Below are 23421 nucleotides of genomic sequence, written 5' to 3' on the forward strand. Positions count from 1 at the left end.
CCAGAGGGACTCTGGACGTTTTCATGTCAGTTTTACTAGAAACTCAACGTCCTCTCATCGCTCTAAGCGGACCTTCCCACAACCCGCAACACTGCCCGTAAAACACAATGCCCCTGATCCCTCCGCATCACACTACACTTATCCCTTAAAGCCAAACCTGACACAGGGAGTCATGTATGTCTGCGGAGAATTTATCCCAAATGGGTGCGGCAAAAGTGCAGCGTTTGGTGGATCAATATGGTCAGCAAGTCATAGAAAAATGCCCTGTTAGCCCTGTGGAATACGCTTTCTACGAGCATGCGGCGGAAGAGCTCAACAGCAGGGGAATCAAAATCCCGACGCTGTTGCCTGCCGATCCACATCTACGCCGGTTAAGGCTGGAATATATCCCTGGAAAAGTGTCTCAGGATGAGGTGTCGGGGGATGACATATTGAAATGCCTTTCTCATCTTCATCGCACTCCACCGGACCCAACCTGGGTGTATCACCCTCATTCCTGGCCCGAGAAAGCGCTTGAAAAATCATTGGCGCTTTTGAGATTACCGGACCGCGCGGCCCACCAGATGCGCTGTTTTCAGCAAGCGGGCAGCGTTTTGTTTCGGCAGAAATGTTTAATCTCAGGGGATACCAATGCCGGTAACTGGGGGAGAAGAGAAAACGGAGAGTGGGTTCTCTTTGACTGGGAAAGGTTTGGCACGGGCAGTCCGGCTATCGACCTCGCCCCGCTGGTAAAGGGGATGGGCTCCAGGCAAAGCATTTTACAGCTTGCGGAGCGTTACAGCGTGCATTATCTGCATATGCCTGCCCGACAGCTAGCGACGGAAATAACCCTTGCTAAAGCATGGATTGTGTCAGAGGTGGTGTCCCTGCTCTATGACCGAAATAAAACAGATTTTGAGCTGTACCTGAACTGGTACAGAGAAACGCTTCCCGGCTGGCTGGACGAGGCTATCTCAGTACTTTAACATTTCGTCTGCATGGGATTTTTATATTATTAAGGCCGAAATACTGGCTTACAGACCAGCTGAATTTCGGCCCTTACGCACTGGCCTTAGTGCGCCGTGATATACGGCTCTTTCACGAACTCCGCCAGCAGCCAGACCATATCATGTAGCAGACCGGTCAGCTCTTTTGCCACGTTTGCAGGCAATGTTCCTCCCATTACCGCCTGCGTTAACGCCAGCGCATAGTCCACCTGGAGCGACGTATCCTGCCAGCAGTCCGGAACGCAGGAGACAATCTTCTCTCCTGCAATCAGCTGTTCGACCAGATAAGGCGGGAGGGCAGAATCACAACGCGCGCGAAGGCGTTTAAGGACTGCCAGCAAACGCGTGCACAGTGTTGCATGGGTGACCGCATCGTCGGTTTCTACCAGCACGCTTACATACGCGGTGCAGGCATCGGCCAGTTCGAAGAGATCTGCAGATTCAGGCAGTTGTAGATGAATCAGATGGTGTATAGCGCTTTCTTCAGAGAGCGCGTAAGACAGGGAAGGGACAGTTGTCATGTGATTTTCCATTTTAAAAAAACTCCAGACCATCCAATAAGTTCCTACGCTCATGGGTGGTAGCGCTGACGGAGGTAGGAATACCGCACACGACAAAAACGGCCAACCTTTCGGTTGCTCCGCCAGCGCGACCGTAGTGTAACGGGATGAGCGCTGCCGCGACAAAATAATTGTCGTATCGTGATATGCGGGTTCCTACGCCCGGTTGCGGATGTGCCGCAACGCAGGCACTTTACGGCCGGGAGGAGAGTAAGAAAAGCAGTAACCCTGAATTACACAGGGTTACTTGCAGGTTTGCGAGGCGGCTTCCAGAAAGGCCTTAGCGGGCGCAAGCAACGCCGCGCCATTACCCTTCACTCAGCATCGCCAGAAACCGTTTCACCGTCCGCGAACGTTCAAAACGCCGCCAGCACAGCGCGATATCGGTATAAAGCTCCGGTGATGTCAGCGCATGGTAGGTCACATTGGGGGGTGAAATGGCGGCCATCGACTTCGGCACCAGGGCGAACCCGCCGCCAGCGGACACCATGCTCAGGGAAGAGGAAAGTTGCGAAGACTGCAGCGTGTGCTGCACGTCAATTCCGGCCCGCTCGCAGCAGCCGTAAACGCGATCGTACAGCCCTGGCGCGACCTCCTGCGGGAACAAAACGACCGGCGTATCCCGAAGTTGCTCCAGCGCCAGCGATCCACACTTCGCCAGTGGATGGTCGCGATGCAGCGCCACAACCATTGGCTCACGGTCGAGAATTTTTAGCTCAAACGCTTTGCTGCTCTCACACGGCAGACGCACAAACGCGATATCCAGCTCACCCTCCGCCAGCATCGCCGTCAGCGAAGACATATTGGCTTCTACCTGGTGCACTCTCACCGCCATGTTCTGCAGCTGATACTGGCGAATAAGGGTGAAAATTTTGGGGTGAAAGGCGTCTGAACTGGTGATCCCAATCGACAGACTGCCGTTCAGCCCGCGGGCAATGCCCCGGGCTTTCTCCAGCGCGGCGTCGCTCAGCGCCAGGATCTTACAGGCGTCCTCATAGAAGGCTTCTCCCGCTTCAGTCAGCTCCACGCCTCGCGTCAGGCGTCTGAATAACGGCGTGCCCACTTCTTCCTCGAGCCGTTTAATCTGCTGACTCAGAGGAGGCTGTGAAATACCCAGCGCTTTGGCCGCTTTGGTGAAGTGTCGCTCACGTGCAACGGCGACAAAATACCGCAGATAACGAAGTTCCATATCAAAAACGTCTCAAACCAGCATGGATTCTATATTGGAACTCTATGCTGAATCGGGTCAACATTTATTTAACCTTTCTAAATAAAGTTGAAGAGGACGAGCATGATGGTGCATTCATCTGCATGCGACTGTGAGGCCAGTTTGTGCGAGACCCTGCGTGGGTTTTCTGCCCAGCATCCTGACAGCGTGATCTATCAGACATCGCTAATGAGCGCCCTGTTAAGCGGCGTGTACGAGGGGGATACCACTATCGCCGATCTGCTTGCGCACGGCGATTTTGGTCTGGGTACGTTCAACGAGCTGGATGGCGAAATGATTGCCTTCAGCAGCCAGGTGTATCAACTGCGCGCCGACGGGAGTGCCCGTGCCGCGAAGCCGGAGCAAAAAACACCGTTTGCGGTGATGACCTGGTTCCAGCCGCAGTATCGCAAAACCTTCGATGCGCCGGTCAGCCGTCAGCAGATCCACGACGTGATCGACCAGCAAATCCCCTCCGATAACCTGTTCTGTGCGTTACGCATCGACGGTAATTTCCGCCATGCCCACACCCGTACCGTTCCGCGTCAGAAGCCGCCATACCGTGCGATGACCGACGTGCTGGACGACCAGCCGGTGTTCCGCTTTAACCAGCGAGAAGGGGTACTGGTCGGGTTCCGCACGCCGCAGCATATGCAGGGCATTAACGTCGCGGGATATCACGAACATTTTATCACCGACGATCGTCAGGGCGGCGGGCATCTGCTCGACTACCAGCTTGAGAGCGGCGTGCTGACCTTCGGTGAAATTCACAAACTGATGATCGACCTGCCTGCCGACAGCGCATTTTTACAGGCCAACCTTCACCCCAGCAACCTTGATGCTGCAATCCGTTCCGTCGAAAACTAACAGGAGAACCACCGTGAACAGTGATAAACAGGCACGTCAGTGGGCGCATGGCGCCGATATGGTCGTAGGCCAGCTGGAAGCGCAGGGCGTGAAGCAGGTTTTCGGTATTCCGGGTGCAAAAATCGACAAAGTGTTTGATTCCTTGCTCGATTCCTCCATCGAAATCATTCCCGTGCGCCACGAAGCGAACGCGGCGTTTATGGCCGCAGCGGTAGGGCGCCTCACCGGCAAGGCCGGGGTCGCGCTAGTCACCTCCGGACCGGGCTGCTCAAACCTGATCACCGGGATTGCCACCGCCAACAGTGAGGGCGATCCGGTGGTCGCGCTGGGCGGTGCCGTGAAGCGGGCAGATAAAGCGAAGCTGGTGCATCAGAGCATGGACACGGTCGCCATGTTCAGCCCGGTGACGAAATACGCCGTAGAGGTGAGTTCACCGGATGCGATTGCCGAAGTGGTCTCGAACGCGTTTCGCGCCGCCGAGCACGGCAGGCCTGGGGGCGCGTTCGTCAGCCTGCCGCAGGATATTGTCGACCAGCCCGCCACGGGCGCGATTTTGCCGGGCAGCAGTACTGCCAAAATGGGGCCAGCACCGGAGTCCGCCATTAACGACGTGGCGAAGCTTATCGAAAAAGCCAAAAATCCGGTCATTTTACTGGGGCTGATGGCCAGCCAGCCTGCCAACAGCGCCGCGCTGCGTAAGCTGCTGGAGAAAAGCCGCATCCCGGTCACCAGTACCTATCAGGCGGCCGGGGCGGTGAATCAGGAACATTTCACCCGCTTTGCCGGACGTGTCGGCCTCTTTAACAACCAGGCAGGCGACAGATTGCTGCATCTGGCGGATCTGATTATCTGCATCGGTTACAGCCCGGTGGAATACGAACCGTCCATGTGGAACAGCGGCGACGCCACGCTGGTGCATATCGATGTGCTGCCCGCTTATGAAGAACGCAATTATGTGCCTGACCTCGAGCTGGTGGGGGACATCGCCGAAACGCTGAACCTGCTCGCGAGCCGGATCGCCCACAAACTGGAGCTCAGCGCACGTGCGTCAGAAATCCTGGTCGATCGTCAGCATCAACGGGATCTGCTCGATCGCCGTGGCGCCTCGCTTAATCAGTTTGCCCTGCATCCGCTGCGCATCGTGCGGGCCATGCAGGACATCGTCAATAACGACGTTACGCTTACCGTTGATATGGGGAGCTTCCACATCTGGATCGCCCGCTATCTCTATAGCTTCCGCGCACGTCAGGTCATGATCTCTAACGGTCAGCAGACCATGGGCGTTGCACTGCCGTGGGCGATTGGTGCGTGGCTGGTCAATCCTGGCCGCAAGGTGGTCTCGGTGTCCGGTGACGGCGGCTTCCTGCAGTCGAGCATGGAGCTGGAAACCGCCGTGCGTCTTAACGCCAATGTGCTGCACATCATCTGGGTAGACAACGCCTACAACATGGTTGCGATCCAGGAAGAGAAAAAATACCAGCGCCTTTCCGGCGTAGAGTTCGGCCCGGTCGATTTCAAAGTCTATGCCGATGCCTTTGGGGCGAAAGGCTTTGCCGTCGAGAGCGCGGATGCGCTGGAGCCTACGCTGCGTGCTGCAATGGATGTCGATGGCCCGGCCGTGGTCGCCATTCCCGTCGACTATAGCGATAACCCGCTGCTGATGGGCCAGCTCCATCTCAGCCAGATTTTGTGAATCAATATAAGGACAGAGAAATGCAAAAAGTTGCTCTCGTAACAGGCTCAGGCCAGGGGATTGGTAAAGCGATTGCGCTTCGCCTGGTGAAAGACGGTTTTGCCGTCGCCATCGCGGATTACAACGAAGAGACAGCAAAAGCCGTTGCCGATGAGATCGTCCGCAATGGGGGGAAGGCCGTCGCCGTGAAGGTGGATGTCTCCAGCCGCGAGCAGGTGTTTGCAGCGGTGGAAAAAGCCCGCACCGCGCTGGGCGGTTTCAACGTGATCGTCAACAATGCCGGGGTCGCGCCTTCCACGCCAATTGAGTCGATCACCCCGGAAATTGTCGACAAAGTTTACAACATCAACGTCAAAGGGGTTATCTGGGGTATCCAGGCCGCCATTGACGCCTTCCGTAAAGAAGGGCACGGCGGCAAGATCATCAACGCCTGTTCACAGGCAGGCCATACCGGGAACCCTGAACTGGCGGTCTACAGTTCCAGTAAGTTTGCGGTACGCGGGTTAACCCAGACGGCGGCACGTGATCTTGCGCCATTAGGGATCACCGTTAACGCTTACTGCCCGGGCATCGTCAAAACGCCGATGTGGGCGGAAATTGACCGCCAGGTCTCCGAAGCGGCGGGTAAACCGCTCGGCTACGGCACTGAAACGTTTGCCAAACGCATTACGCTTGGCAGATTGTCCGAACCCGAAGATGTGGCCGCCTGTGTCTCTTATCTCGCCGGGCCAGATTCCGACTACATGACCGGTCAGTCCCTGTTGATTGACGGTGGTATGGTGTTCAACTAAATACTAATAAGCTCTGACATGAGTTTTCCCCTGCCCCCGTGCAGGGGCTTTTTTTTGTCTCCTCAGCCATTGTGGATTACACTGCGCGCTGCAAAACTTTAGTCTTAGAGATCTGACAGGCGGTAACAGCGATGAACGGTACAATCACAACGTGGTTTAAAGATAAAGGCTTTGGATTTATCAAAGATGAAAACGGTGACAACCGCTATTTTCATGTGATTAAGGTCGCCAACCCTGATCTGATTAAGAAAGACGCAGCGGTGACCTTCGAGCCCACAACCAACAACAAAGGCCTTTCCGCCTATGCGGTGAAGGTGATCCCGGAAAGCAAACACCTCTATATCGCAGGCGAGCGCGTGAAGCTCACCTCGATCAAATCGTTTGTGGTGTTCAGCGAAGAAGAGCCAGCAGATACCGGCATCGATAAAGAGAACGCGGTACTGTCCGTGGGGCTGCTGATGAACAACATCAAACCCAAGTCTGACAAAAAACCGGGTGAAATGCGCACGGTGAAGAAGCTGGCTATCACCACCTTCCAGAATACGACGATGATCTTCACGGAAGATGAGATCGACATCGACGCTACGGTGAAGCTGCTGAAATAATGCTTTGCCGGGTAGGACGACGTCTTACCCGGCGTACCGCTGTCATCCTGGCGTGCAAACGCCACTTCCCCCGTTTTCCCGAGCAGGCGATACGCCGCGTCTCTTTTCGTCCGCTTTTTAACCTGCTATAACAAAACCCTTATCCTTCCGGGAGTCAACGCCGTGCCCGAGCTTAATCAACATGGTCAAACTGTTAACGATATCGTCCCCGACTGGAAATGCGCCCGTGCGTTAACCCGCACTCCGCTCGTCGGTCAGTATTGTCGTCTTGAGCCGCTGGATGCCGAACGCCACGCGGCAGATTTGTATGAGGCCTATGCGCTGGGGGACGACAGCGACTGGACGTGGCTTGTCAGCACCCAGCCCGTGAGCGTTGAAGACACCGCAGAATGGGTCCTTGGCAAAGTACTGGATGATGAGCTGGTGCCGTACGCCGTCATCGATTTACGTACCGGGCAAGCGGTGGGGCTGGTGAGCTATATGGCAATAGAGCGCATGCAAGGGTCGGTGGAGATCGGCCACGTCACCTGGTCACGCAAGATGAAAGGCTCCCGCCTCGGCACGGAAACCGTATGGCTGCTGCTCAGGAATGCATTCGAGCATGGCTATCGTCGGCTGGAGTGGAAGTGCGATTCAATGAACACTGCCTCGCGTAATGCGGCGGAAAGGCTGGGGTTTGTCTGGGAAGGCCGGCTGCGTCAGAAGCTGGTGCGCAAAGGGCGCAACCGCGACAGCGATATGCTGTCAATCATTGATGGCGAATGGCCACAGCGGGATGCCGAACTCCGCGCCTGGCTGGCTGAAGTGAATTTTGACGGGGAAGGGCGGCAGCGTAAAAAGCTGGAGGCGTTTCGTCTGTAAAATATGCCCCTCACCCGTTGGGAGAGGGGCTGCTTAGCAAACTGCGTTACAGGCGAACCGGTGCACCGTTGGCGACATGATATGCCGCGGTACTCTTCGCCAGCGGCTCGCGTCCGCGAATGGCATCGGCAATTTTCTCGCCAATCATGATGGTGGTGGCGTTCAGGTTGCCGGTGATGATCTGCGGCATAATGGACGCATCCACCACGCGTAATCCTTCCAGCCCATGAACGCGACCCTCGCCGTCGACCACGGCCATTTCGTCATACCCCATCTTACAGGTGCCGCACGGGTGGAAGGCGGTTTCAGCGTGGTTACGCACAAACTCGTCCAGCTGTTCGTCGGTCTGGCACTCAATGCCCGGGCTGATTTCCCGTCCACGGTATTTATCCAGCGCCGGCTGGTGCATGATCTCACGGGTGATGCGGATCGCATCGCGAAACTCCTGCCAGTCCTGTTCGTGGGACATATAGTTGAACAGGATCGCCGGATGCTGATGCGGATCGCGTGATTTAATCCGTACATGCCCGCGGCTTGGTGAGCGCATGGAGCCAACGTGGCACTGGAAACCGTGCTCTTTGACCGCGTTCGACCCGTTGTAGTTAATGGCGACCGGCAGGAAGTGGTACTGAATATTCGGCCATTCAAACTCCTCGCGGCTGCGGATAAACCCGCCCGCTTCAAAGTGGTTGCTCGCTCCCACGCCGGTGCCGCCAAACAGCCACTCCGCGCCAATTTTCGGCTGGTTCCACCACTGCAGGGCAGGGTAGAGAGAAACCGGCTCTTTGCACTCGTACTGCAGGTACATCTCTAAGTGATCCTGCAGGTTTTCACCCACACCCGGGAGGTCATGTACCAGCGGGATGTCAAACTGCTTCAGCAGTTCCGCGTTACCCACGCCGGAGCGCTGCAGGATCTGCGGAGAGGCAATCGCCCCGGCGCACAGCAGCACCTCTTTGCTGGCCGTCGCTTTTGACGGAATCGTGCTCTCGCCTTCCAGCCACTCGACGCCTGCCGCACGTTTGCCGTCAAAAATAATGTGATCGGTCATGGCATGGGTGCGAATGGTCAGGTTCGGGCGTGATTTCGCCTGATCCAGATAGCCGCGTGCGGTACTGGCGCGACGGCCCTGCGGCGTCACGGTTCTGTCCATCGGACCGAAGCCTTCCTGCTGATAGCCGTTAAGGTCGTCAGTACGCGGGTAGCCCGCCTGCACACCGGCTTCTACCATCGCTTCAAACAGCGGGTTTACGCCGGGTTTAGAGGTGGTCACGCTCACCGGGCCGTCGCCGCCGTGGTAGTCGTTTGGCCCCACGTCACGGGTCTCTGCCTTACGGTAGTAGGGCAGGCAGTTGAGATAGCTCCAGTGTTCCAGACCCGGCTCAGTTGCCCAGTTGTCCAGATCCATCGCGTTACCGCGGATGTAGCACATACCGTTGATCAGGGATGAGCCGCCCAGCCCTTTGCCGCGACCGCACTCCATACGGCGGTTGTTCATGTGCGGCTCGGGCTCGGTTTCATACGCCCAGTTGTAACGCTTGCCCTGCAAGGGAAACGCCAGCGCGGCAGGCATCTGGGTGCGGAAGTCAAAACGGTAATCCGGGCCGCCCGCTTCAAGCAGCAGAACGGTGGTATTGGGATCTTCCGTCAGTCGTGTTGCCAGTACGTTGCCGGCAGAGCCGGCACCAATAATGATGTAGTCAAATTGCAAAAAAAACCTCCCGGTTAAAATATGGACTGGAATTTACCCATCTCAACCTGGATGGACTTCACCTGGGTATAACTCTGGAGCGTCATTACGCCGTTCTCGCGGCCAATGCCGGAGTGTTTGTAGCCACCAACCGGCATCTCTGCCGCGGATTCACCCCAGGTGTTGATCCAGCAGATACCCGCTTCAAGCTGGTGGATCGCGCTGTGTGCGCGGTTCAGGTCGGCAGTCACGATGCCCGCCGCCAGACCGTAATCGGTGTCGTTGGCGCGACGAATCACCTCTTCGTCGGTTTCGTACGTGAGGATGGACATCACCGGCCCGAAGATCTCTTCGCGCACGATGGTCATCTCATCGGTGCAGTCGGTGAACACGGTGGGAGCCACCCACGCGCCGTTGTCAAAGCCTTCGCCTTTCAGCACGTCGCCACCGCACAGTACACGCGCGCCTTCTTCTTTGCCTTTGGCGATATAGCGCAGCACGTTTTCGCGGTGCGGGAAGCTCACCAGTGGGCCAAAGTTGGTGCGTTCATCGAACAGATCGCCCGCGCGAATACGTGCCACGCGCTCAACAATTTTCTGCTCAAACGCGGCTTTGAATTTCGCCGGCACGAACACGCGGGTGCCGTTGGTGCATACCTGGCCGGAACTGAAGAAGTTGGCCATCATGGCGATGTCCGCCGCGAGATCCAGGTCGGCATCGTCGAAAATAACCAGCGGGGATTTCCCGCCCAACTCCATCGTCACCTCTTTCAGGGACGAGGCCGCCGAATTGGCCATCACTTTTTTGCCGCTGGCAACGCCGCCGGTGAAGGAGACTTTGGCGATGCCCGGGTGCTCGGTCAGGAACTGGCCGGTTTCTGCGCCCACGCCCGGCAGAACGTTGAACACGCCGTCCGGCAGACCCGCTTCGGTGTAGATCTCGGCAAGCTTCAGAGCGGTGAGGGGCGTCACTTCGCTCGGCTTGAAGATCATCGCGTTACCTGCGGCCAGCGCTGGCGCGGATTTCCACAGGGCGATCTGGATCGGGTAGTTCCATGCGCCAATGCCCGCGACCACGCCCAGCGGTTCACGACGGGTATAGACAAATGAGGTATCGCGCAGGGGGATCTGGCTGCCTTCCAGCGCCGGGATCAGCCCTGCGTAGTACTCCAGCACGTCCGCGCCGGTGACGATATCAACGGTGCTGGTTTCTGAGTACGCTTTGCCGGTGTCGAGGGTTTCCAGCTTCGCCAGCTCGTCGTTACGCTCACGAAGAATGTCTACCGCACGGCGCAGAATGCGCGAGCGCTCCATGGCGGTCATTGCCGCCCAGATTTTTTGCCCGCGCTGCGCGCTTTCTACGGCGCGATCGACATCCTCGCGCCCGGCGGCCTGAACGATCGCCAGGACTTCACCGTTGGCCGGGTTGATGGTCTCGAAGGTGCGACCGCTGGTGGCCGATGTATAACCACCATTGATATAAAGCTGCTGTTCTGCCATTCGGGACATAAATTCTCCTCGGTTAATCGGTCGGTAAATGCTGGCTAATAAAGTGGCTGGTGAGCGACTGGGCCAGGGTTTTATCCAGCGGTTTGCCACTCAGCGCGGCGCGCAGCCACAGCCCGTCAATCAGCGCCGCGAGCCCGTAACCCGCCTCCTGCGCCTGTTCGCGCGGCAGCTCGCGGCGGAACTCATACACCAGGTTCGACAGCAGACGGCGGCTGCTCACCTGCTGCAGACGGTAGAGCATTGGCTGATGCATGCTGCTCGCCCAGAAGGCCAGCCAGGCTTTCATTGCCGCGCCGCTGATCTGGGTTTCATCAAAATTGCCGCCGACAATCGCCTGCAGACGCTGCTCAGCGCTGCCGTGCGGTAAGGCATGCAAACGGTTCAATACCGCGTCGCGCAGCTGGCCGGTGATGTCGCGCATGGTCGCTTCCAGCAGGCCATTTTTGTCCTTGAAATAGTGACTGATGATGCCCGTGGAAACGCCCGCCCGACGGGCGATCTGCGCGATGGTCGCGTCATGCATTCCCACTTCATTTATTGCTTCCAGCGTGGCGTCGATCAGTTGCCTGCGCCGGATTGGCTGCATCCCCACTTTGGGCATTTTTGCCACTCCATTCATCAGCGTTGGTTAACCATTAAAGCGGTTTTTGATTGGACGTTCAATATAAAATGTGTCTTAATTGTTGCGGTTTTGGATTTCAATAGTTACAAAAACAGTGGGGGTACTGGATGACAGATCTTTCGCAAGACAGAGAAAAGGACAAAATCAATCCGGTTGTTTTTTATACATCCGCAGGACTGATTTTGTTGTTTTCCCTGATGACGATCTTCTTTAGCGATTTTTCTGCCGAGTGGATTGGGCGCACCCTTAACTGGGTGTCGAAGACCTTCGGCTGGTACTACTTGCTGGCGGCGACGCTCTATATCGTCTTCGTCGTCTGCATCGCCTGCTCGCGCTTTGGCTCGGTAAAGCTCGGGCCGGAACAGTCAAAACCCGAGTTCAGCCTGCTGAGCTGGGCCGCGATGCTGTTTGCCGCGGGCATTGGTATTGACCTGATGTTCTTCTCTGTGGCGGAACCGGTCACGCAATATATGCAGCCACCGGAAGGGGCGGGGCAGACGATGGAGGCCGCGCGACAGGCGATGGTCTGGACATTGTTCCACTACGGCTTAACCGGCTGGTCGATGTATGCCCTGATGGGGATGGCGCTCGGATACTTTAGCTATCGTTATAATTTACCCCTCACGATCCGCTCCGCGCTCTATCCGATTTTCGGTAAAAAAATTAACGGACCGATTGGACACACCGTGGATATCGCGGCGGTGATTGGTACCATCTTTGGGATCGCCACCACGCTCGGTATCGGCGTGGTGCAGCTCAACTACGGTCTGAGCGTGCTGTTTGATATCCCGGATTCCATGGCGGCCAAAGCGGCGCTGATCGCGCTGTCGGTGATTATCGCCACCATTTCGGTTACCTCCGGCGTGGACAAGGGCATTCGCGTGCTTTCTGAGCTGAACGTCGCGCTGGCGCTGGGGTTGATCCTGTTCATGCTGTTTATGGGCGATACGTCATTCCTGCTCAATGCGTTAGTGCTGAACGTGGGTGATTACGTGAACCGCTTTATGGGTATGACGTTGAACAGCTTCGCCTTCGATCGCCCGGTCGAGTGGATGAACAACTGGACGCTGTTCTTCTGGGCGTGGTGGGTCGCGTGGTCGCCGTTTGTTGGCCTGTTCCTGGCGCGTATTTCGCGTGGACGTACCATTCGTCAGTTTGTGATGGGCACGCTGATTATCCCGTTCACCTTTACGCTGCTGTGGCTGTCGGTGTTCGGCAACAGCGCGCTGCACGAGATCATTCACGGCAATGCGACGTTTGCGCAGGAAGCGATGGTGCATCCGGAGCGGGGGTTCTACAGCCTGCTGGCGCAGTATCCGGCGTTTACCTTTAGCGCCTCTGTTGCGACCATTACCGGCCTGCTGTTTTACGTCACCTCGGCGGATTCCGGCGCGCTGGTGCTGGGGAACTTTACCTCGAAGCTCAAGGACATTAACAGCGATGCTCCTAACTGGCTGCGCATCTTCTGGTCTGTCGCCATTGGCCTGCTGACCCTGGGCATGCTGATGACCAACGGTATTTCTGCCCTGCAGAACACCACGGTGATCATGGGTCTGCCGTTCAGTTTCGTGATCTTCTTCGTGATGGCCGGGTTGTATAAATCTCTCAAGGTGGAAGATTACCGCCGCGTCAGCGCCAGCCGCGATACCGCGCCACGCCCGATGGGTGCGCAGGACAGACTGAGCTGGAAAAAGCGGTTGTCACGCCTGATGAACTATCCGGGCACGCGCTACACCAAACAGATGATGGAAACGGTCTGCTTCCCGGCGATGGAAGAGGTGGCGCAGGAGCTGAAGCTGCGTGGTGCGTATGTTGAACTGAAAAACCTGCCGCCGGATGACGGTGAGACTCTGGGACACCTGGATCTGCTGGTGCATATGGGCGACGAACAAAACTTTGTCTACCAGATTTGGCCACAGCAGTATTCGGTGCCCGGATTTACCTATCGCGCACGCAGTGGGAAATCAACGTATTACCGCCTTGAGACGTTCCTGCTGGAAGGGAGCCAGGGGAATGACCTGATGGATTACAGTAAGGAACAGGTAATTACGGACATACTGGATCAGTATGAGCGGCACCTGAACTTTATTCACCTCCATCGCGAGGCGCCGGGGAATAGCGTGATGTTCCCGGATGTTTGAGCGGGATAACTAAGTGAATAAAGCGGTATCCTGGAGCAGGGTACCGCTTTTTTTAATGGCGTGGCACATTCGTGCTGCGCAATATTAATGATTCTGAAAATGAATACCGGTTTTCCATATAAAGAAACTCACAGTGTCGACTAATTTTGAATCAGCTTCTGCGTAGGTGGCCGCATTGTGTCCTCCTTGACTGTAAGCTAATACCAGCACCGGAACATTCCACGGTTTGTTTATTGTCTGCAATCGGGCTGCGAATTTTGCTGTCTGCCAGGTGGAGACACGTTGGTCATGCAGGCCGACCGTTAACAACACCGGGGGATAGCGTTTACCTGGAACCAGATGCTGATAAGCGTCTATTTTTAACAAATTGAGCATACCTGATTGTGTAAAAGGTGAACCCAACTCTTCAAAATTCATCTCGCCTATTGGAATTTTATCCAGTCGACTGGTATTAAGTATTCCGACGTCTATCGCCACAGCTGAAAATAGTTCTGGGCGAAGCGTCATTGCCATACCAATTATAATCCCCCCCGCGCTCTCACCACTGATCACCAATTTTGACGGTGAGGTGTATTTATTATCAACGAGATATTCAGCGCAACGAATAAAATCATTAATAGAATTTTCTTTCTTATTCGCTCTACCTCCTTCATGCCATGCTGGACCCAGTTCACCTCCTCCTCGAACATGCGCGATTGCGATGGCTCCGCCTTGTTCAAGCCAGAGCAAGCGGGAAATATCAAATTCAGGAAGGGTACTTACTCCATAAGCGCCGTAAGCTGTCAACCAGATGGGGGTGGCACCATTGTGTTCAATTCCTTTATGATGAATTAAAGTTAACGGAACGCGGACGTTATCTGCTGTGAGAACCCATATTTCTTCCGTCACATAGTCTGTAAAGGATTGTTTTACCGGTGATATTAAATTCGTATCTCTGATGCGATTATTGACCGGGTTATACTGGAAAATAGCAGGTTGCGTGAGCCAACTCTGTCGGGTGAAGAGGATATCCTTGCGGTTATTGCTGGCGAATATTGCACTCACATTTTCATCTGCTGGTGCTGGAATGAACTGGTGTTTATTCGGGTCTTCAAAAGGAATACGTACGAATTTATTGGTACCAGAGTCATGGTATGCAATATAAAGTGAATCCCGACTGGTGGTTAGCTGGGTGAGCTCACCATTTGCCCAGCTCATCACATGCTCTCGTTTTGAAGTAGGAGTACTCAGATCGACTCTTGAGATATCGTAACCTGATGATGAATTCATGTTAGCAAAATAAATCCACTTTCCAGAGCAAACAAAGGCAGAAACATTCTCATCAACATCAATGATTTTGGCCCAGTGTAATATTCCGTTGAGTGCGGGATCGTTTTTTGCAGAAAAAAGATAGCCGCCATAACCACTGATTGATTTCGAAAAATAAACGATGAGATATGCAGAGTCGGGGGATGCAAACAAATTAACGTTTTCACATTTCTTCTGTGTCAATTCCGGGAGAGTATGCCAGTCAAAAGTCATAACATCATTTTGGCTCCCTAAATGATGGTAGTAGACTTTTCCGCATGTTTGTCGCCCGGTATCATGAGTTGTATCGTTAAGACTGTAATAAAATGACTGGTTATCCGCTGCCCAGACAACATTAGGATAGCGAACCGCGGAAATTTCATCTTTTAATACGACACCATCCGCAACTCTGATGACATTTATTGCCGTAGTTTCAGTACCATTTTTCGATAATCCAAAAGCCACATAGTGACCGTCTGGAGATGGGCTAAAAAAATTAATCCCATATCCGACGGGAGGGGTAATAACCACTCGTTCAGGTTTTCCCTTTTGTTGCACAAAAAGCCGCAGATAAGGATGTTCAGTTGTCGATCGTAGGTAGAAACGACGATCGCCCGCATCATAGATATCAGATAGAGTTGGTTCTGTGTTAACCAGTATGCTTAGTCTTTTCGCCAGTGCATTTCGCCAGGGGAGGGTGTGTAATATTTTAACCGCCTGGTCTGATTGATGGCTTAGCCAACGAGCTGTCTGTTGTCCGTCGGTTTCCATCCAGCGATAAGGATCTACGTTGTTGTCAACATCAGCGTTTCTCCCATGGGCATGAGTGAAAAAAACGCAGCCAAACAAAATGACTATTATGAATAATGTCGGTTTTATACTCAGTCTTACGCAATTTTTCATTCAGAGTGCAGTCCATGCTGTTCTGTCTGTGGCATTAATCGAATCACACGCTCAACAGATGCGATGGTTGATTGTCTGTGAGCAATGATTATTCGGGTGATGTTTAGCTTTTTGATAGCCTGATTAACATACGTTTCACTCTCTTCGTCCAAGGCACTGGTTGCTTCATCCATAAATAATATCCCGGGTTTACGATAAAGTGCGCGGGCAATAAAGATGCGTTGTTTCTGTCCTCCAGACAACCCCTCACCAAGTTCTCCAACTAATGTATCGTATCCCATGGGCATTTTTACAATAGCACCATGGATAAAGCTTGCGCGAGCGCACTCTTCCATCCATTCGTAATCGGCATTTTCATCGAAGCCACAAATATTTTCTCTAATAGAACCAGAAAATAACTTATCATCCTGCATTACGCACCCGATTATTTTGCGGTAATTGTTTAAACCAAGTTGTTGAATGTCATTACCATCGATCATTACTGAATCTGTCTGCGGTTCAAACAATCCACAAAGAACCCTCATAAGCGTTGTTTTACCTGCACCTGACGGGCCTGTAATTGCCACACTTTCTCCAGCTAAAACCTGGAAAGAAAGACCACGAAAGACAGCGGCCGAATGGTCATCATATCGGTAGCTTTATGCATTTATTTCTAGGGCTACAGGTTTCATCGTTTTTAATATTTCTCTATCGGGCTTTTTCTTTTCCTGAGTATTAAGTGCAATATCTGCCACACGTTCATTATGAAGGTGCATCATGCGCAACTTAGTCAGGAAATTAGTTAATGACCAAACTCTGTCGGCAAATTGTTCTCTGAATACACCGAAAGCGATGAACATCCCAATTGTTATATCGTTATCTATAATGAGTCTTGAACCCAGCCATAGCATTGCTATCTGCTCGCAAGCAGTGATAAGGGAGTTTACGCCACCAAAAAGCAAATCCATTTTGGTGATTTTTATTTCAGTGTTAATTGTGTCAATTTCCAGGTTCAGCCAGTGGATGCTTCTTCTTTCACTAAAACCTTGCATTTTAATGGTCGCTATACCGTACAACGTTTCCATGAAATAAGATCGGGTTCGGGCGTCTCTAACGAGAATTTCCTCCGATAATTCGCGGTAGGTACTGTACGTCATAAGACGGATGAGGACATACAGAGCAGTAAAACACATAACAACGCCTGTGAGCCAGCCGCCATAAAGTGCCATCATAATGACAACACCGATCAACATCGTTCCATCGATGAGTGCTCCAACGATACTACTGGTAAAGGTTTCCCGAAGAGTGTTCAACGATCCAAAGCGCGACTGAATGTCACCTAACTTGCGTCGCTCAAAATAACTCAAAGGTAGCCGCAGTAAATGTGAAAATAACCCGGATTGCCACTGAACATTGATGAGCGTAGTCATTAATAATGAAGACCATGAACGCAGTGCGCTCAATGCCAGGCGTAAGAAAGTAAAGAGTAACAGACCAATACAAATCAGTGTCAGTAAGCCCACATCTGCAGCGGGAATAGCATGATCCAGTGCAAGCTGAGTACCTATCGGGATAAGAAGATTTATGGATTCAATAATGAGCGAATAGAAAAATATTTTCGCTAGCGTACCCTTAAGACCATGTACCTTTGCTGCAAGGGCTTTGAGGCTGAAGTGGTGACTTTCTTGCTCTTCGGTAAATGTACTTCCAGGCCATACTTCGAGTGCTATGCCAGTGAAGTATTGAGACATTTCCTCGAGATTTATCGTTCTACGGCCTCTGGCAGGGTCGTGTAGGATCACTCGATTTTGTTTCACACCGACCAGAACTACAAAATGGTTAAAATCCCAATGTAAGATGCAGGGGATCTTAAGCGAGTTGAGTTCATGAAGTTCCAGGGATAAACAGCGAGATGCAAGTCCTAATTGTTCAGCAATTTCTTTCATTCCTGCCAGTGTTGTCCCACGTGCAGATAGGTTGAATTGTTGTCGCAAGGAGATGAGATTGCTATTTTTTCCAAAGTGATTACAAATCATCGCAAGACATGCCAAACCGCATTCTGAGGATTCCGTTTGATGAACTAGTGGAACCCGAGAACGCAGATGAAGATCGAGTTGTCCGAGAAGCGTTTTAAAAGCACGTTTACTCATTTATCGGGCCCTCTATGCTATTTTTCATATCGTAGAAGGGGGAAAGCATCCACTGATAGATCTTCCTTTTTTCCAGAAATAAGGTGCTTTGAGCTTGCATTCCATTACCCAAGCTCAGACGTTTACCCGCGTACGCAATATTTTGTCTGTCAGGTTTGATAATAACTTTGTAGTAGGGTGCAGCTGAAGATGAGGCCACTTTAAGCGCCCCTTGATAGGTTTGCATTTCCTGTGGGGAGGCTGGGGAACGTGAGATGACAGAAATTGCTCCGCCAAACATACCGAATTTTTCAGCAGGAAAGGCTTCATAGCGGATGTTCACGCGGTCTCCAGCATTAAGATAGGGGACTGCGTCATTCGGTACCCAAATGACAAGAGAGAAATGATCGATATTGTATGGGATGATTTGTAGCAGACTGTCGCCCGGCTTGATCATCTGCCCGACGGTGACGCTAAGGGAATCTACCCTCCCGTTAGCCATGGCTCGGATAATAATAGCGCCTCCAGCATCAATACTCAGACGTTCTTTTTGCAATTCATAGCGCTGAAGTTCCATTTGATGAATCTGGTTATCAAATTCAGCGGCCTGCGTCTGAATTTGACTCTCCAGTGTTGTTACCTGCAACGCGTTTTGGTCACTCTGGGCAGACAGGTTAATCATGTTATTCTGTCGTTCGTAGTATAAGGCTATCTGATTAATCAGCTGATCCTGAGTAATAAGACCACGCGCCTGATAATGCCGGTAGTTCTCCATGTTAGTTTTCATTACATGGAGGCCTTCCTGGGCTTGGGTGATAATATCTGAGGAACGTTTGAGAGCAGCGCTATATTGTTCTTTTTGTTTTTTGAGCATCTCAAGAGTGTTTTTTTTATTTTCCTGGAGAAGAGACATGATTTGAGATATACGTGTCAGCTGGTTGTCAACATCCATACGCTGATTATCGCTGACGACACCGCTACGTGTGCTTTTACTAACATCGATCATGTAAATAGCATCACCTACTTTGAGCAGTTGACCTTCTTTGACAAATTGTTTAACTACCACCCCCTGAACACTGGCGTAAACGTTAGATGAACGAGGATAGGTGGTTATTTCTCCCACTACAGTTATTCTTCTCGTATAGGTGAACGTTAGGACGAAGGTTAGAAAAGCAATAACAAAAAAAACAGATAGCCCTGCAACCAACCAAACAGGGATCCCAGACAGTAATATGGCTCTTCCTTGCCATCTCAATTTTTTGTGATCAACCGCTTTTTGGCGATACACGCACTTTTTCCTTTTTTTAAAAGATTTCGTGATTTTGTGTGGTTCACCAGGTGACAATTTTAAGTCAATTGCACCTGGTTATTCTGCATATCCAGGGGTATCGTGTTTTTTCCTGCATATGTAATTTGCTTTGCTGCGCTTCGGTAATACTATTTCTTCGACGACTCAACCATCCCTACCGTTACGGCCATCGTGTCCACCGGGACCACCTTTACCGCCTTTGCCCCCTTTCCCTCCAGGGCCACCATTTCCACCATCACCTCCGTTCCCGCCTCGTCCCCCGTTACCGCCATTACCACCATTTCCAGAACCACAGGTTCCTCCATTACCTCCGCGGCCGCCATTACCGCCTGCGCCCCCGTTACCTCCACTTCCACCATCGCATTGCGAACCCCCAGAAATACCTTCACTCTCTGATTTCAGTAGTTCTCGCATTTTTACTCCTGATAAAGTAATGCATCACGCACAGCGACCCGCCATGACAAACTTACAGCGGGTCGTCGTTTTGGTTTTTAATGATGGCTATCGACGACCGCCATTATTGCCACCGCCGCAGCTTCCGCCGTTACCCCCATTACCGCCATTACCGCCGCGGCCACCATTACCACCATTGCCGCCATTACAGGTACCACCATTACCACCACTATTGCCATTGCCGTTGCCACTGTGATTACCGTTCCCATTACCGGCACCAATACCACCGGCCACAATACTCATTTCATTTTGATTTAATTCACGCATTAGACTTTCCTTAGTTATATGGAGTTAAAGTAAAACAGCCTTAACATAATGTTCCTGAAATAAAGAAAATGGAAATGACTTATTTCATCTTTCACGGTTTTTTTATCTTTGGGTTTTTGACCTACCTCTAAGTTTCGTTGCGTAATTCTGTTATGGAAAGCATGGTGGCGAGTTGTGGATTATGTTCTAAAATTAAATTGGTTTTATCTAACTATTAAAAGTAGTAGGAAGGGATAGATTCTCTTAACATTTGCACTCAAGGGGTGTATGTTTCCCACATCGAGATAGGTTGTGAGGTGCTATATTTTTTATACATGATCGTAGGCGTGATAAAGCTGCAAGGATATTTCTTTGTGGTTGGGTTTTATATTAATAATTGTTTTGTTTTCAGTAATGATATTTTATCAAAAGAGTAGGGTGTTGAATTTTTCGGATAAAAGTCAAAACTATTCCTGAACGACGAGTAACGTGCATACGCTTTCGTCCATAATTTGCCATACCAGGTTAAAACACAATCCCTCGTAATAACACCCTATGGGTTGGGCAAGTTTTAATACCAGCGTGTTCTCATTCAATGCACTGACCCGTGCGCATTCAAATCCCATATATTCCCTCACTACAGGGAAAAGCGCTTTAAACAGGCTCTCTTTGGCGCTGAATGCGAGCGTCAATGTAAGCGCGAAAGGCTTGCCCGACTGCAAAAGGCGTGTTTCTTCCTGTGCGTCGATGACACCTTCCTTTATTTCGTGAGCTTCGTTTTCGGAAAGAATGGCTTCCAGATCAATGCCGATTAGCGTATGCGGATAGCGCGCAACCACCGCCATCGCCTGTGTACCGCTGTGGGTAATGCTGCCAGTGATGCCTTCCGGCCAGAGGGGTTCCCCGCTGGGACCGATGCCGGGAACGGCGCGTTCGTTAATCGCTCTGAGTGCGTGGGCGGCGGCGAGGCGACCGGCAAGGTGTTCGGTTTTTCGTTTTCGCCCGGCGTCGGTTAGCTGGGCCTGGTGAGGAAGCCAAAGGAGGTCGGCGTTGGTAAAGGTGGTAGGATCGAAGGTAATTTGATGGACCGTGGTTCCGGCAAGACGAAATGTGGAGTGGGTGGTGCGCATGTTTTCTCGTCCTGACGTTGAGGAATAGTGCGGCCTGATGCCTTCACCCCGATCCTCTCCTGCCGGGAGAGGAAGACATTCAGCCCCTCTCCCGGCAGGAGAGGGGAGACACAGCCTGCCTTAGAAGTGCGTGTTCACGCTCATAAACCAGGTTCGGCCCGGCTCATTATAGGTGTATGCACCCGCGCCGTACATATACGCACCGGTTGTGGCGTTGCCGGTGGTCTGGGCATTACCCGCGCGCCACTGGCGTTTATCAAAGACGTTATCCACGCCGCCGGTCAGGCTGACGTTTTTGGTCACGTCCCAGGTCGCACTCAGGCCAACGATGCTGTACGGGCTGACTTCGTCTTTCTCAGACCCGGTCACCGGCTGGCCTTTGTAGTTGTACTTCTTCGGCTGCTGCTTGCCGTACCAGGTGAAGGTCGACTGCAGTGACACATCCTGATGTACCTGCCAGCTCAGGGTTGAGTTCAGCGTGTACTCCGGAATGATCGACAGACGGTCGCCGGTCTCCTTGTTCTTGCTTTGCAGCATATAGGTGATGTTGTTGGTCCAGTTGATCGTGTCGCTGACCGGCACGTTCAGGGAGCCTTCCAGACCTTCAACCACCGCTTTAGGCACGTTTTCCCACTGGTAAATATCGGTGGTCACTTTACTGGTGGAGGTCTGGCCGACTGGCGCATACCCCGCTTCAATCTTGTTGCGGTAGTCGTTACGGAACCAGGTCACGCCCGCCAGCCAGCCGTCGTGTTTCCACTCCAGACCAATCTCTTTGTTAATGCTGGTTTCGGCTTTCAGGTCGTCGTTACCCATCATGTAGCAACCCACGCCGTCGGAGCTGGCGTAGCAGCCCTGGCCTTTGCTGTACAACAGATAGTTCGGGTTGGTCTGGTACAGGCTCGGCGCTTTATAGGCGCGGGCGATACCCATCTTCAGCGTAAAGTCGTCACCCAGGCCTTGCGACAGGTTCAGGGACGGGCTCCAGTTGTTACCGACGATCGTATGGTGATCGAAGCGCAGCGCCGGGGTCAGCATGGTGCTGTCCGTCAGCTCCATGTTGTTTTCGGCGAACAGGGAGAAGATCTCCGCCGAGGTATACGGGCTACGATCGTTGCTGAGCCCCGGAATGGTCCCGCCCTGCTGGGTTTGCGAGAAGGAGGTCGAGTCCTTCATGCGCTGCTGGTTCCACTCGGTGCCCAGCGTCAGGTTCTGGTTGACGAGGAAATCAATCGGCAGGTTGATTTCGCTGTGCAGCATCACATCAGCCAGGTCGGTGTCGGTGAATTTATTGCTGTTGAACAATCCTTCCGTACCGCCTGCCAGGCCTTCGCCGAGACGCGAATTGCGGGTGTGCTCGTACTGCGCCCAGTTGCTGGTGGTAATCCCATTATCCCAGCCGCCGTTCCAGGTCACCGCAAAGTTCTGGCGATAGATACGGTTAGTCTCTTTACCGTAGTTTTTCTTCACCAGTCCGCTGGAGCTGTTGTCGTTGTTGGTGTTCTGGGTATCACCCGCGTAGAGGTTGTTCTGGCGGCTGTAACCTGCTTCAAACTCCAGGGACTGCATGGGCGCGAAGTCCCAGCGGACCACGCCGTTAATGTCTTTGTTCTCGACCCCTTCACGGCCTGCTGGCAGGGTGTCAGCATAGGTACCGGTACGATCGGACTGGTGACCCTGGTTGATGTCCCACGCATCGGCCTGGGTTTTGTCCAGGTTACCAAACATGCGGAAGCTGAAGTCGCCGCCCAGCGGGCCGCTCAGGCTGAAGTTGGTACGCTTAGTGGAACCCTCATCCTTATGTTCTGGAGCATTCAGGTAGGTGTTCCAGGAGCCATGCCACTGGTTGTCGAATTTTTTGGTGATGATGTTCACCACGCCGCCTGCCGCACCGTTACCGTAGCGAGCTGCGGCCGGGCCGCGAATGACCTCAATGCGTTCAATCATCTCTGGCGGTACCCAGCCGGTGTCACCGCGGGTATCTCGCTCGCCGCGCCAGCCCAGACGGATGGAGTTGCGGCTGGTGACCGGCTTGCCGTCAATCAGGATCAGGGTGTTTTCCGGACCCATACCACGAATATCAATCTGACGGTTATTGCCGCGCTGTCCGCTGGTGGAGTTCCCGGTCAGGTTAACGCCAGGCATGGTGCGGATGATTTCGGCCACGTCACGTGCGGGCGGGTTTTTACGGATTTCATCGGCGGTGATGGTCGATACCCCTGGTGCCTGCAGGTTCTGCTCTGCGGCGGTGATCACCATGGTGTCTTCGTGCTGCGCGTTGGCGGTGTTGTCGTCTGCCAGCGCTGGCATCGCAACGCCGTAAATCCCTAAGTTGACCAGCAAGGCCAGGGAGTGAATCTTCTTATTCATTGTACGTCCTGCTTTTCGCGCCGCATCCCCGGGCTCCATTCCCGAAAGGGAGAGGAGGCGGCATGGTGTCACCCGCAGTTTGCG

General features: G+C 53.0%; 18 protein-coding genes and 1 pseudogene. 7 read left to right on the forward strand and 12 right to left on the reverse strand.

Going from position 1 to position 23421, the window contains the following annotated elements:
* Nucleotides 1-176 precede the first annotated feature (176 nt).
* Complete coding sequence (locus tag QLG09_RS13580; RefSeq protein ID WP_282488983.1) at nt 177-965, forward strand: phosphotransferase; 789 nt, start codon at nt 177-179, stop codon at nt 963-965.
* A gap of 86 nt (nt 966-1051) precedes the next feature.
* Here the strand turns inward: QLG09_RS13580 and QLG09_RS13585 are convergent, their stop codons facing one another.
* Nucleotides 1052-1507, reverse strand: a complete 456-nt coding sequence (locus QLG09_RS13585; RefSeq protein ID WP_025204709.1) for a hypothetical protein — start codon at nt 1505-1507, stop codon at nt 1052-1054.
* A 346-nt stretch (nt 1508-1853) separates the two neighbouring features.
* Complete coding sequence (locus QLG09_RS13590) at nt 1854-2735, reverse strand: LysR family transcriptional regulator (RefSeq protein ID WP_014169049.1); 882 nt, start codon at nt 2733-2735, stop codon at nt 1854-1856.
* 105 nt (nt 2736-2840) lie between these two features.
* On the opposite strand from QLG09_RS13590, the gene budA reads away from it, so the two are divergent.
* From budA to QLG09_RS13615, 5 genes are all read left to right on the forward strand, one after another.
* Nucleotides 2841-3620 carry an acetolactate decarboxylase gene (gene budA / locus QLG09_RS13595; protein WP_025204708.1) on the forward strand — a complete coding sequence of 260 codons (780 nt, stop codon included), beginning with the start codon at nt 2841-2843 and terminating at the stop codon, nt 3618-3620.
* Nucleotides 3592-5313 carry an acetolactate synthase AlsS gene (gene alsS, locus QLG09_RS13600; RefSeq protein WP_086463059.1) on the forward strand — a complete coding sequence of 574 codons (1722 nt, stop codon included), beginning with the start codon at nt 3592-3594 and terminating at the stop codon, nt 5311-5313. Before budA ends, alsS begins: the two co-directional genes overlap by 29 nt.
* Nucleotides 5314-5333: 20 nt before the next feature.
* On the forward strand, nt 5334-6104 hold the full coding sequence (locus QLG09_RS13605) for a (S)-acetoin forming diacetyl reductase (RefSeq protein ID WP_040016887.1): 771 nt from the start codon (nt 5334-5336) through the stop codon (nt 6102-6104).
* A 131-nt stretch (nt 6105-6235) separates the two neighbouring features.
* Entirely contained in the window at nt 6236-6709 is a 474-nt protein-coding gene (locus tag QLG09_RS13610) for a cold shock domain-containing protein (RefSeq protein ID WP_014169053.1), read from the forward strand.
* 162 nt (nt 6710-6871) lie between these two features.
* Nucleotides 6872-7570 carry a GNAT family protein gene (locus QLG09_RS13615; RefSeq protein ID WP_050737412.1) on the forward strand — a complete coding sequence of 233 codons (699 nt, stop codon included), beginning with the start codon at nt 6872-6874 and terminating at the stop codon, nt 7568-7570.
* A 46-nt stretch (nt 7571-7616) separates the two neighbouring features.
* Here the strand turns inward: QLG09_RS13615 and betA are convergent, their stop codons facing one another.
* The 3 genes from betA to betI are packed head-to-tail and all read right to left on the reverse strand — an operon-like array spanning nt 7617 to nt 11369.
* Nucleotides 7617-9281 (reverse strand): choline dehydrogenase, encoded by a 1665-nt coding sequence (betA, locus tag QLG09_RS13620; protein ID WP_050737411.1) that lies wholly within the window; start codon nt 9279-9281, stop codon nt 7617-7619.
* 14 nt (nt 9282-9295) lie between these two features.
* Complete coding sequence (gene betB, locus QLG09_RS13625) at nt 9296-10768, reverse strand: betaine-aldehyde dehydrogenase (protein WP_014169056.1); 1473 nt, start codon at nt 10766-10768, stop codon at nt 9296-9298.
* A gap of 13 nt (nt 10769-10781) precedes the next feature.
* Nucleotides 10782-11369 carry a transcriptional regulator BetI gene (gene betI, locus QLG09_RS13630; RefSeq protein WP_020885037.1) on the reverse strand — a complete coding sequence of 196 codons (588 nt, stop codon included), beginning with the start codon at nt 11367-11369 and terminating at the stop codon, nt 10782-10784.
* A 128-nt stretch (nt 11370-11497) separates the two neighbouring features.
* Between betI and betT the strand changes: the two genes are divergently transcribed.
* The gene (betT, locus tag QLG09_RS13635) at nt 11498-13531 is read left to right on the forward strand and encodes a choline BCCT transporter BetT (protein ID WP_282488984.1); all 2034 of its coding nucleotides are present in this window, start codon (nt 11498-11500) and stop codon (nt 13529-13531) included.
* An 84-nt stretch (nt 13532-13615) separates the two neighbouring features.
* Here the strand turns inward: betT and QLG09_RS13640 are convergent, their stop codons facing one another.
* The 7 genes and pseudogenes from QLG09_RS13640 to QLG09_RS13670 all read right to left on the reverse strand — a co-directional run bounded on the left by QLG09_RS13640 (nt 13616) and on the right by QLG09_RS13670 (nt 23337).
* Nucleotides 13616-15721: a prolyl oligopeptidase family serine peptidase gene (locus QLG09_RS13640; protein WP_044866910.1), complete on the reverse strand. Its 2106-nt coding sequence runs from the start codon at nt 15719-15721 to the stop codon at nt 13616-13618.
* A pseudogene (locus tag QLG09_RS13645) lies at nt 15718-17850 on the reverse strand (peptidase domain-containing ABC transporter). Before QLG09_RS13645 ends, QLG09_RS13640 begins: the two are co-directional and overlap by 4 nt.
* Nucleotides 17843-19117 (reverse strand): HlyD family secretion protein, encoded by a 1275-nt coding sequence (locus tag QLG09_RS13650; protein WP_044866907.1) that lies wholly within the window; start codon nt 19115-19117, stop codon nt 17843-17845. Before QLG09_RS13650 ends, QLG09_RS13645 begins: the two are co-directional and overlap by 8 nt.
* Before the next feature lie 149 nt (nt 19118-19266).
* Entirely contained in the window at nt 19267-19527 is a 261-nt protein-coding gene (locus tag QLG09_RS13655; protein ID WP_050737410.1) for a hypothetical protein, read from the reverse strand.
* Nucleotides 19528-19629: 102 nt separating this feature from the next.
* The gene (locus QLG09_RS13660; protein WP_154816602.1) at nt 19630-19800 is read right to left on the reverse strand and encodes a hypothetical protein; all 171 of its coding nucleotides are present in this window, start codon (nt 19798-19800) and stop codon (nt 19630-19632) included.
* A gap of 504 nt (nt 19801-20304) precedes the next feature.
* Nucleotides 20305-20967, reverse strand: coding sequence for an enterobactin synthase subunit EntD (gene entD / locus QLG09_RS13665; protein WP_049023501.1), 663 nt, complete (start codon nt 20965-20967; stop codon nt 20305-20307).
* A gap of 120 nt (nt 20968-21087) precedes the next feature.
* The gene (locus tag QLG09_RS13670) at nt 21088-23337 is read right to left on the reverse strand and encodes a TonB-dependent siderophore receptor (protein WP_020885035.1); all 2250 of its coding nucleotides are present in this window, start codon (nt 23335-23337) and stop codon (nt 21088-21090) included.
* Between the last annotated feature and the right edge of the window lie 84 nt (nt 23338-23421).

This window comes from Enterobacter sp. V89_11 (assembly GCF_029967775.1).
Lineage (GTDB): Bacteria > Pseudomonadota > Gammaproteobacteria > Enterobacterales > Enterobacteriaceae > Enterobacter > Enterobacter ludwigii.

Coding starts and splice junctions, on each gene's coding strand:
- budA (WP_025204708.1), top strand. CDS start 2,841: ATGGTGCATTCATCTGCATGCGACTGTGAGGCCAGTTTGTGCGAGACC.
- alsS (WP_086463059.1), top strand. CDS start 3,592: ATGCTGCAATCCGTTCCGTCGAAAACTAACAGGAGAACCACCGTGAAC.
- QLG09_RS13590 (WP_014169049.1), bottom strand. CDS start 2,735: ATGGAACTTCGTTATCTGCGGTATTTTGTCGCCGTTGCACGTGAGCGA.
- QLG09_RS13585 (WP_025204709.1), bottom strand. CDS start 1,507: ATGACAACTGTCCCTTCCCTGTCTTACGCGCTCTCTGAAGAAAGCGCT.
- QLG09_RS13580 (WP_282488983.1), top strand. CDS start 177: ATGTCTGCGGAGAATTTATCCCAAATGGGTGCGGCAAAAGTGCAGCGT.
- betB (WP_014169056.1), bottom strand. CDS start 10,768: ATGTCCCGAATGGCAGAACAGCAGCTTTATATCAATGGTGGTTATACA.
- betT (WP_282488984.1), top strand. CDS start 11,498: ATGACAGATCTTTCGCAAGACAGAGAAAAGGACAAAATCAATCCGGTT.
- betI (WP_020885037.1), bottom strand. CDS start 11,369: ATGCCCAAAGTGGGGATGCAGCCAATCCGGCGCAGGCAACTGATCGAC.
- QLG09_RS13670 (WP_020885035.1), bottom strand. CDS start 23,337: ATGAATAAGAAGATTCACTCCCTGGCCTTGCTGGTCAACTTAGGGATT.
- QLG09_RS13605 (WP_040016887.1), top strand. CDS start 5,334: ATGCAAAAAGTTGCTCTCGTAACAGGCTCAGGCCAGGGGATTGGTAAA.
- QLG09_RS13640 (WP_044866910.1), bottom strand. CDS start 15,721: ATGAAAAATTGCGTAAGACTGAGTATAAAACCGACATTATTCATAATA.
- QLG09_RS13660 (WP_154816602.1), bottom strand. CDS start 19,800: ATGGGAACGGTAATCACAGTGGCAACGGCAATGGCAATAGTGGTGGTA.
- entD (WP_049023501.1), bottom strand. CDS start 20,967: ATGCGCACCACCCACTCCACATTTCGTCTTGCCGGAACCACGGTCCAT.
- QLG09_RS13610 (WP_014169053.1), top strand. CDS start 6,236: ATGAACGGTACAATCACAACGTGGTTTAAAGATAAAGGCTTTGGATTT.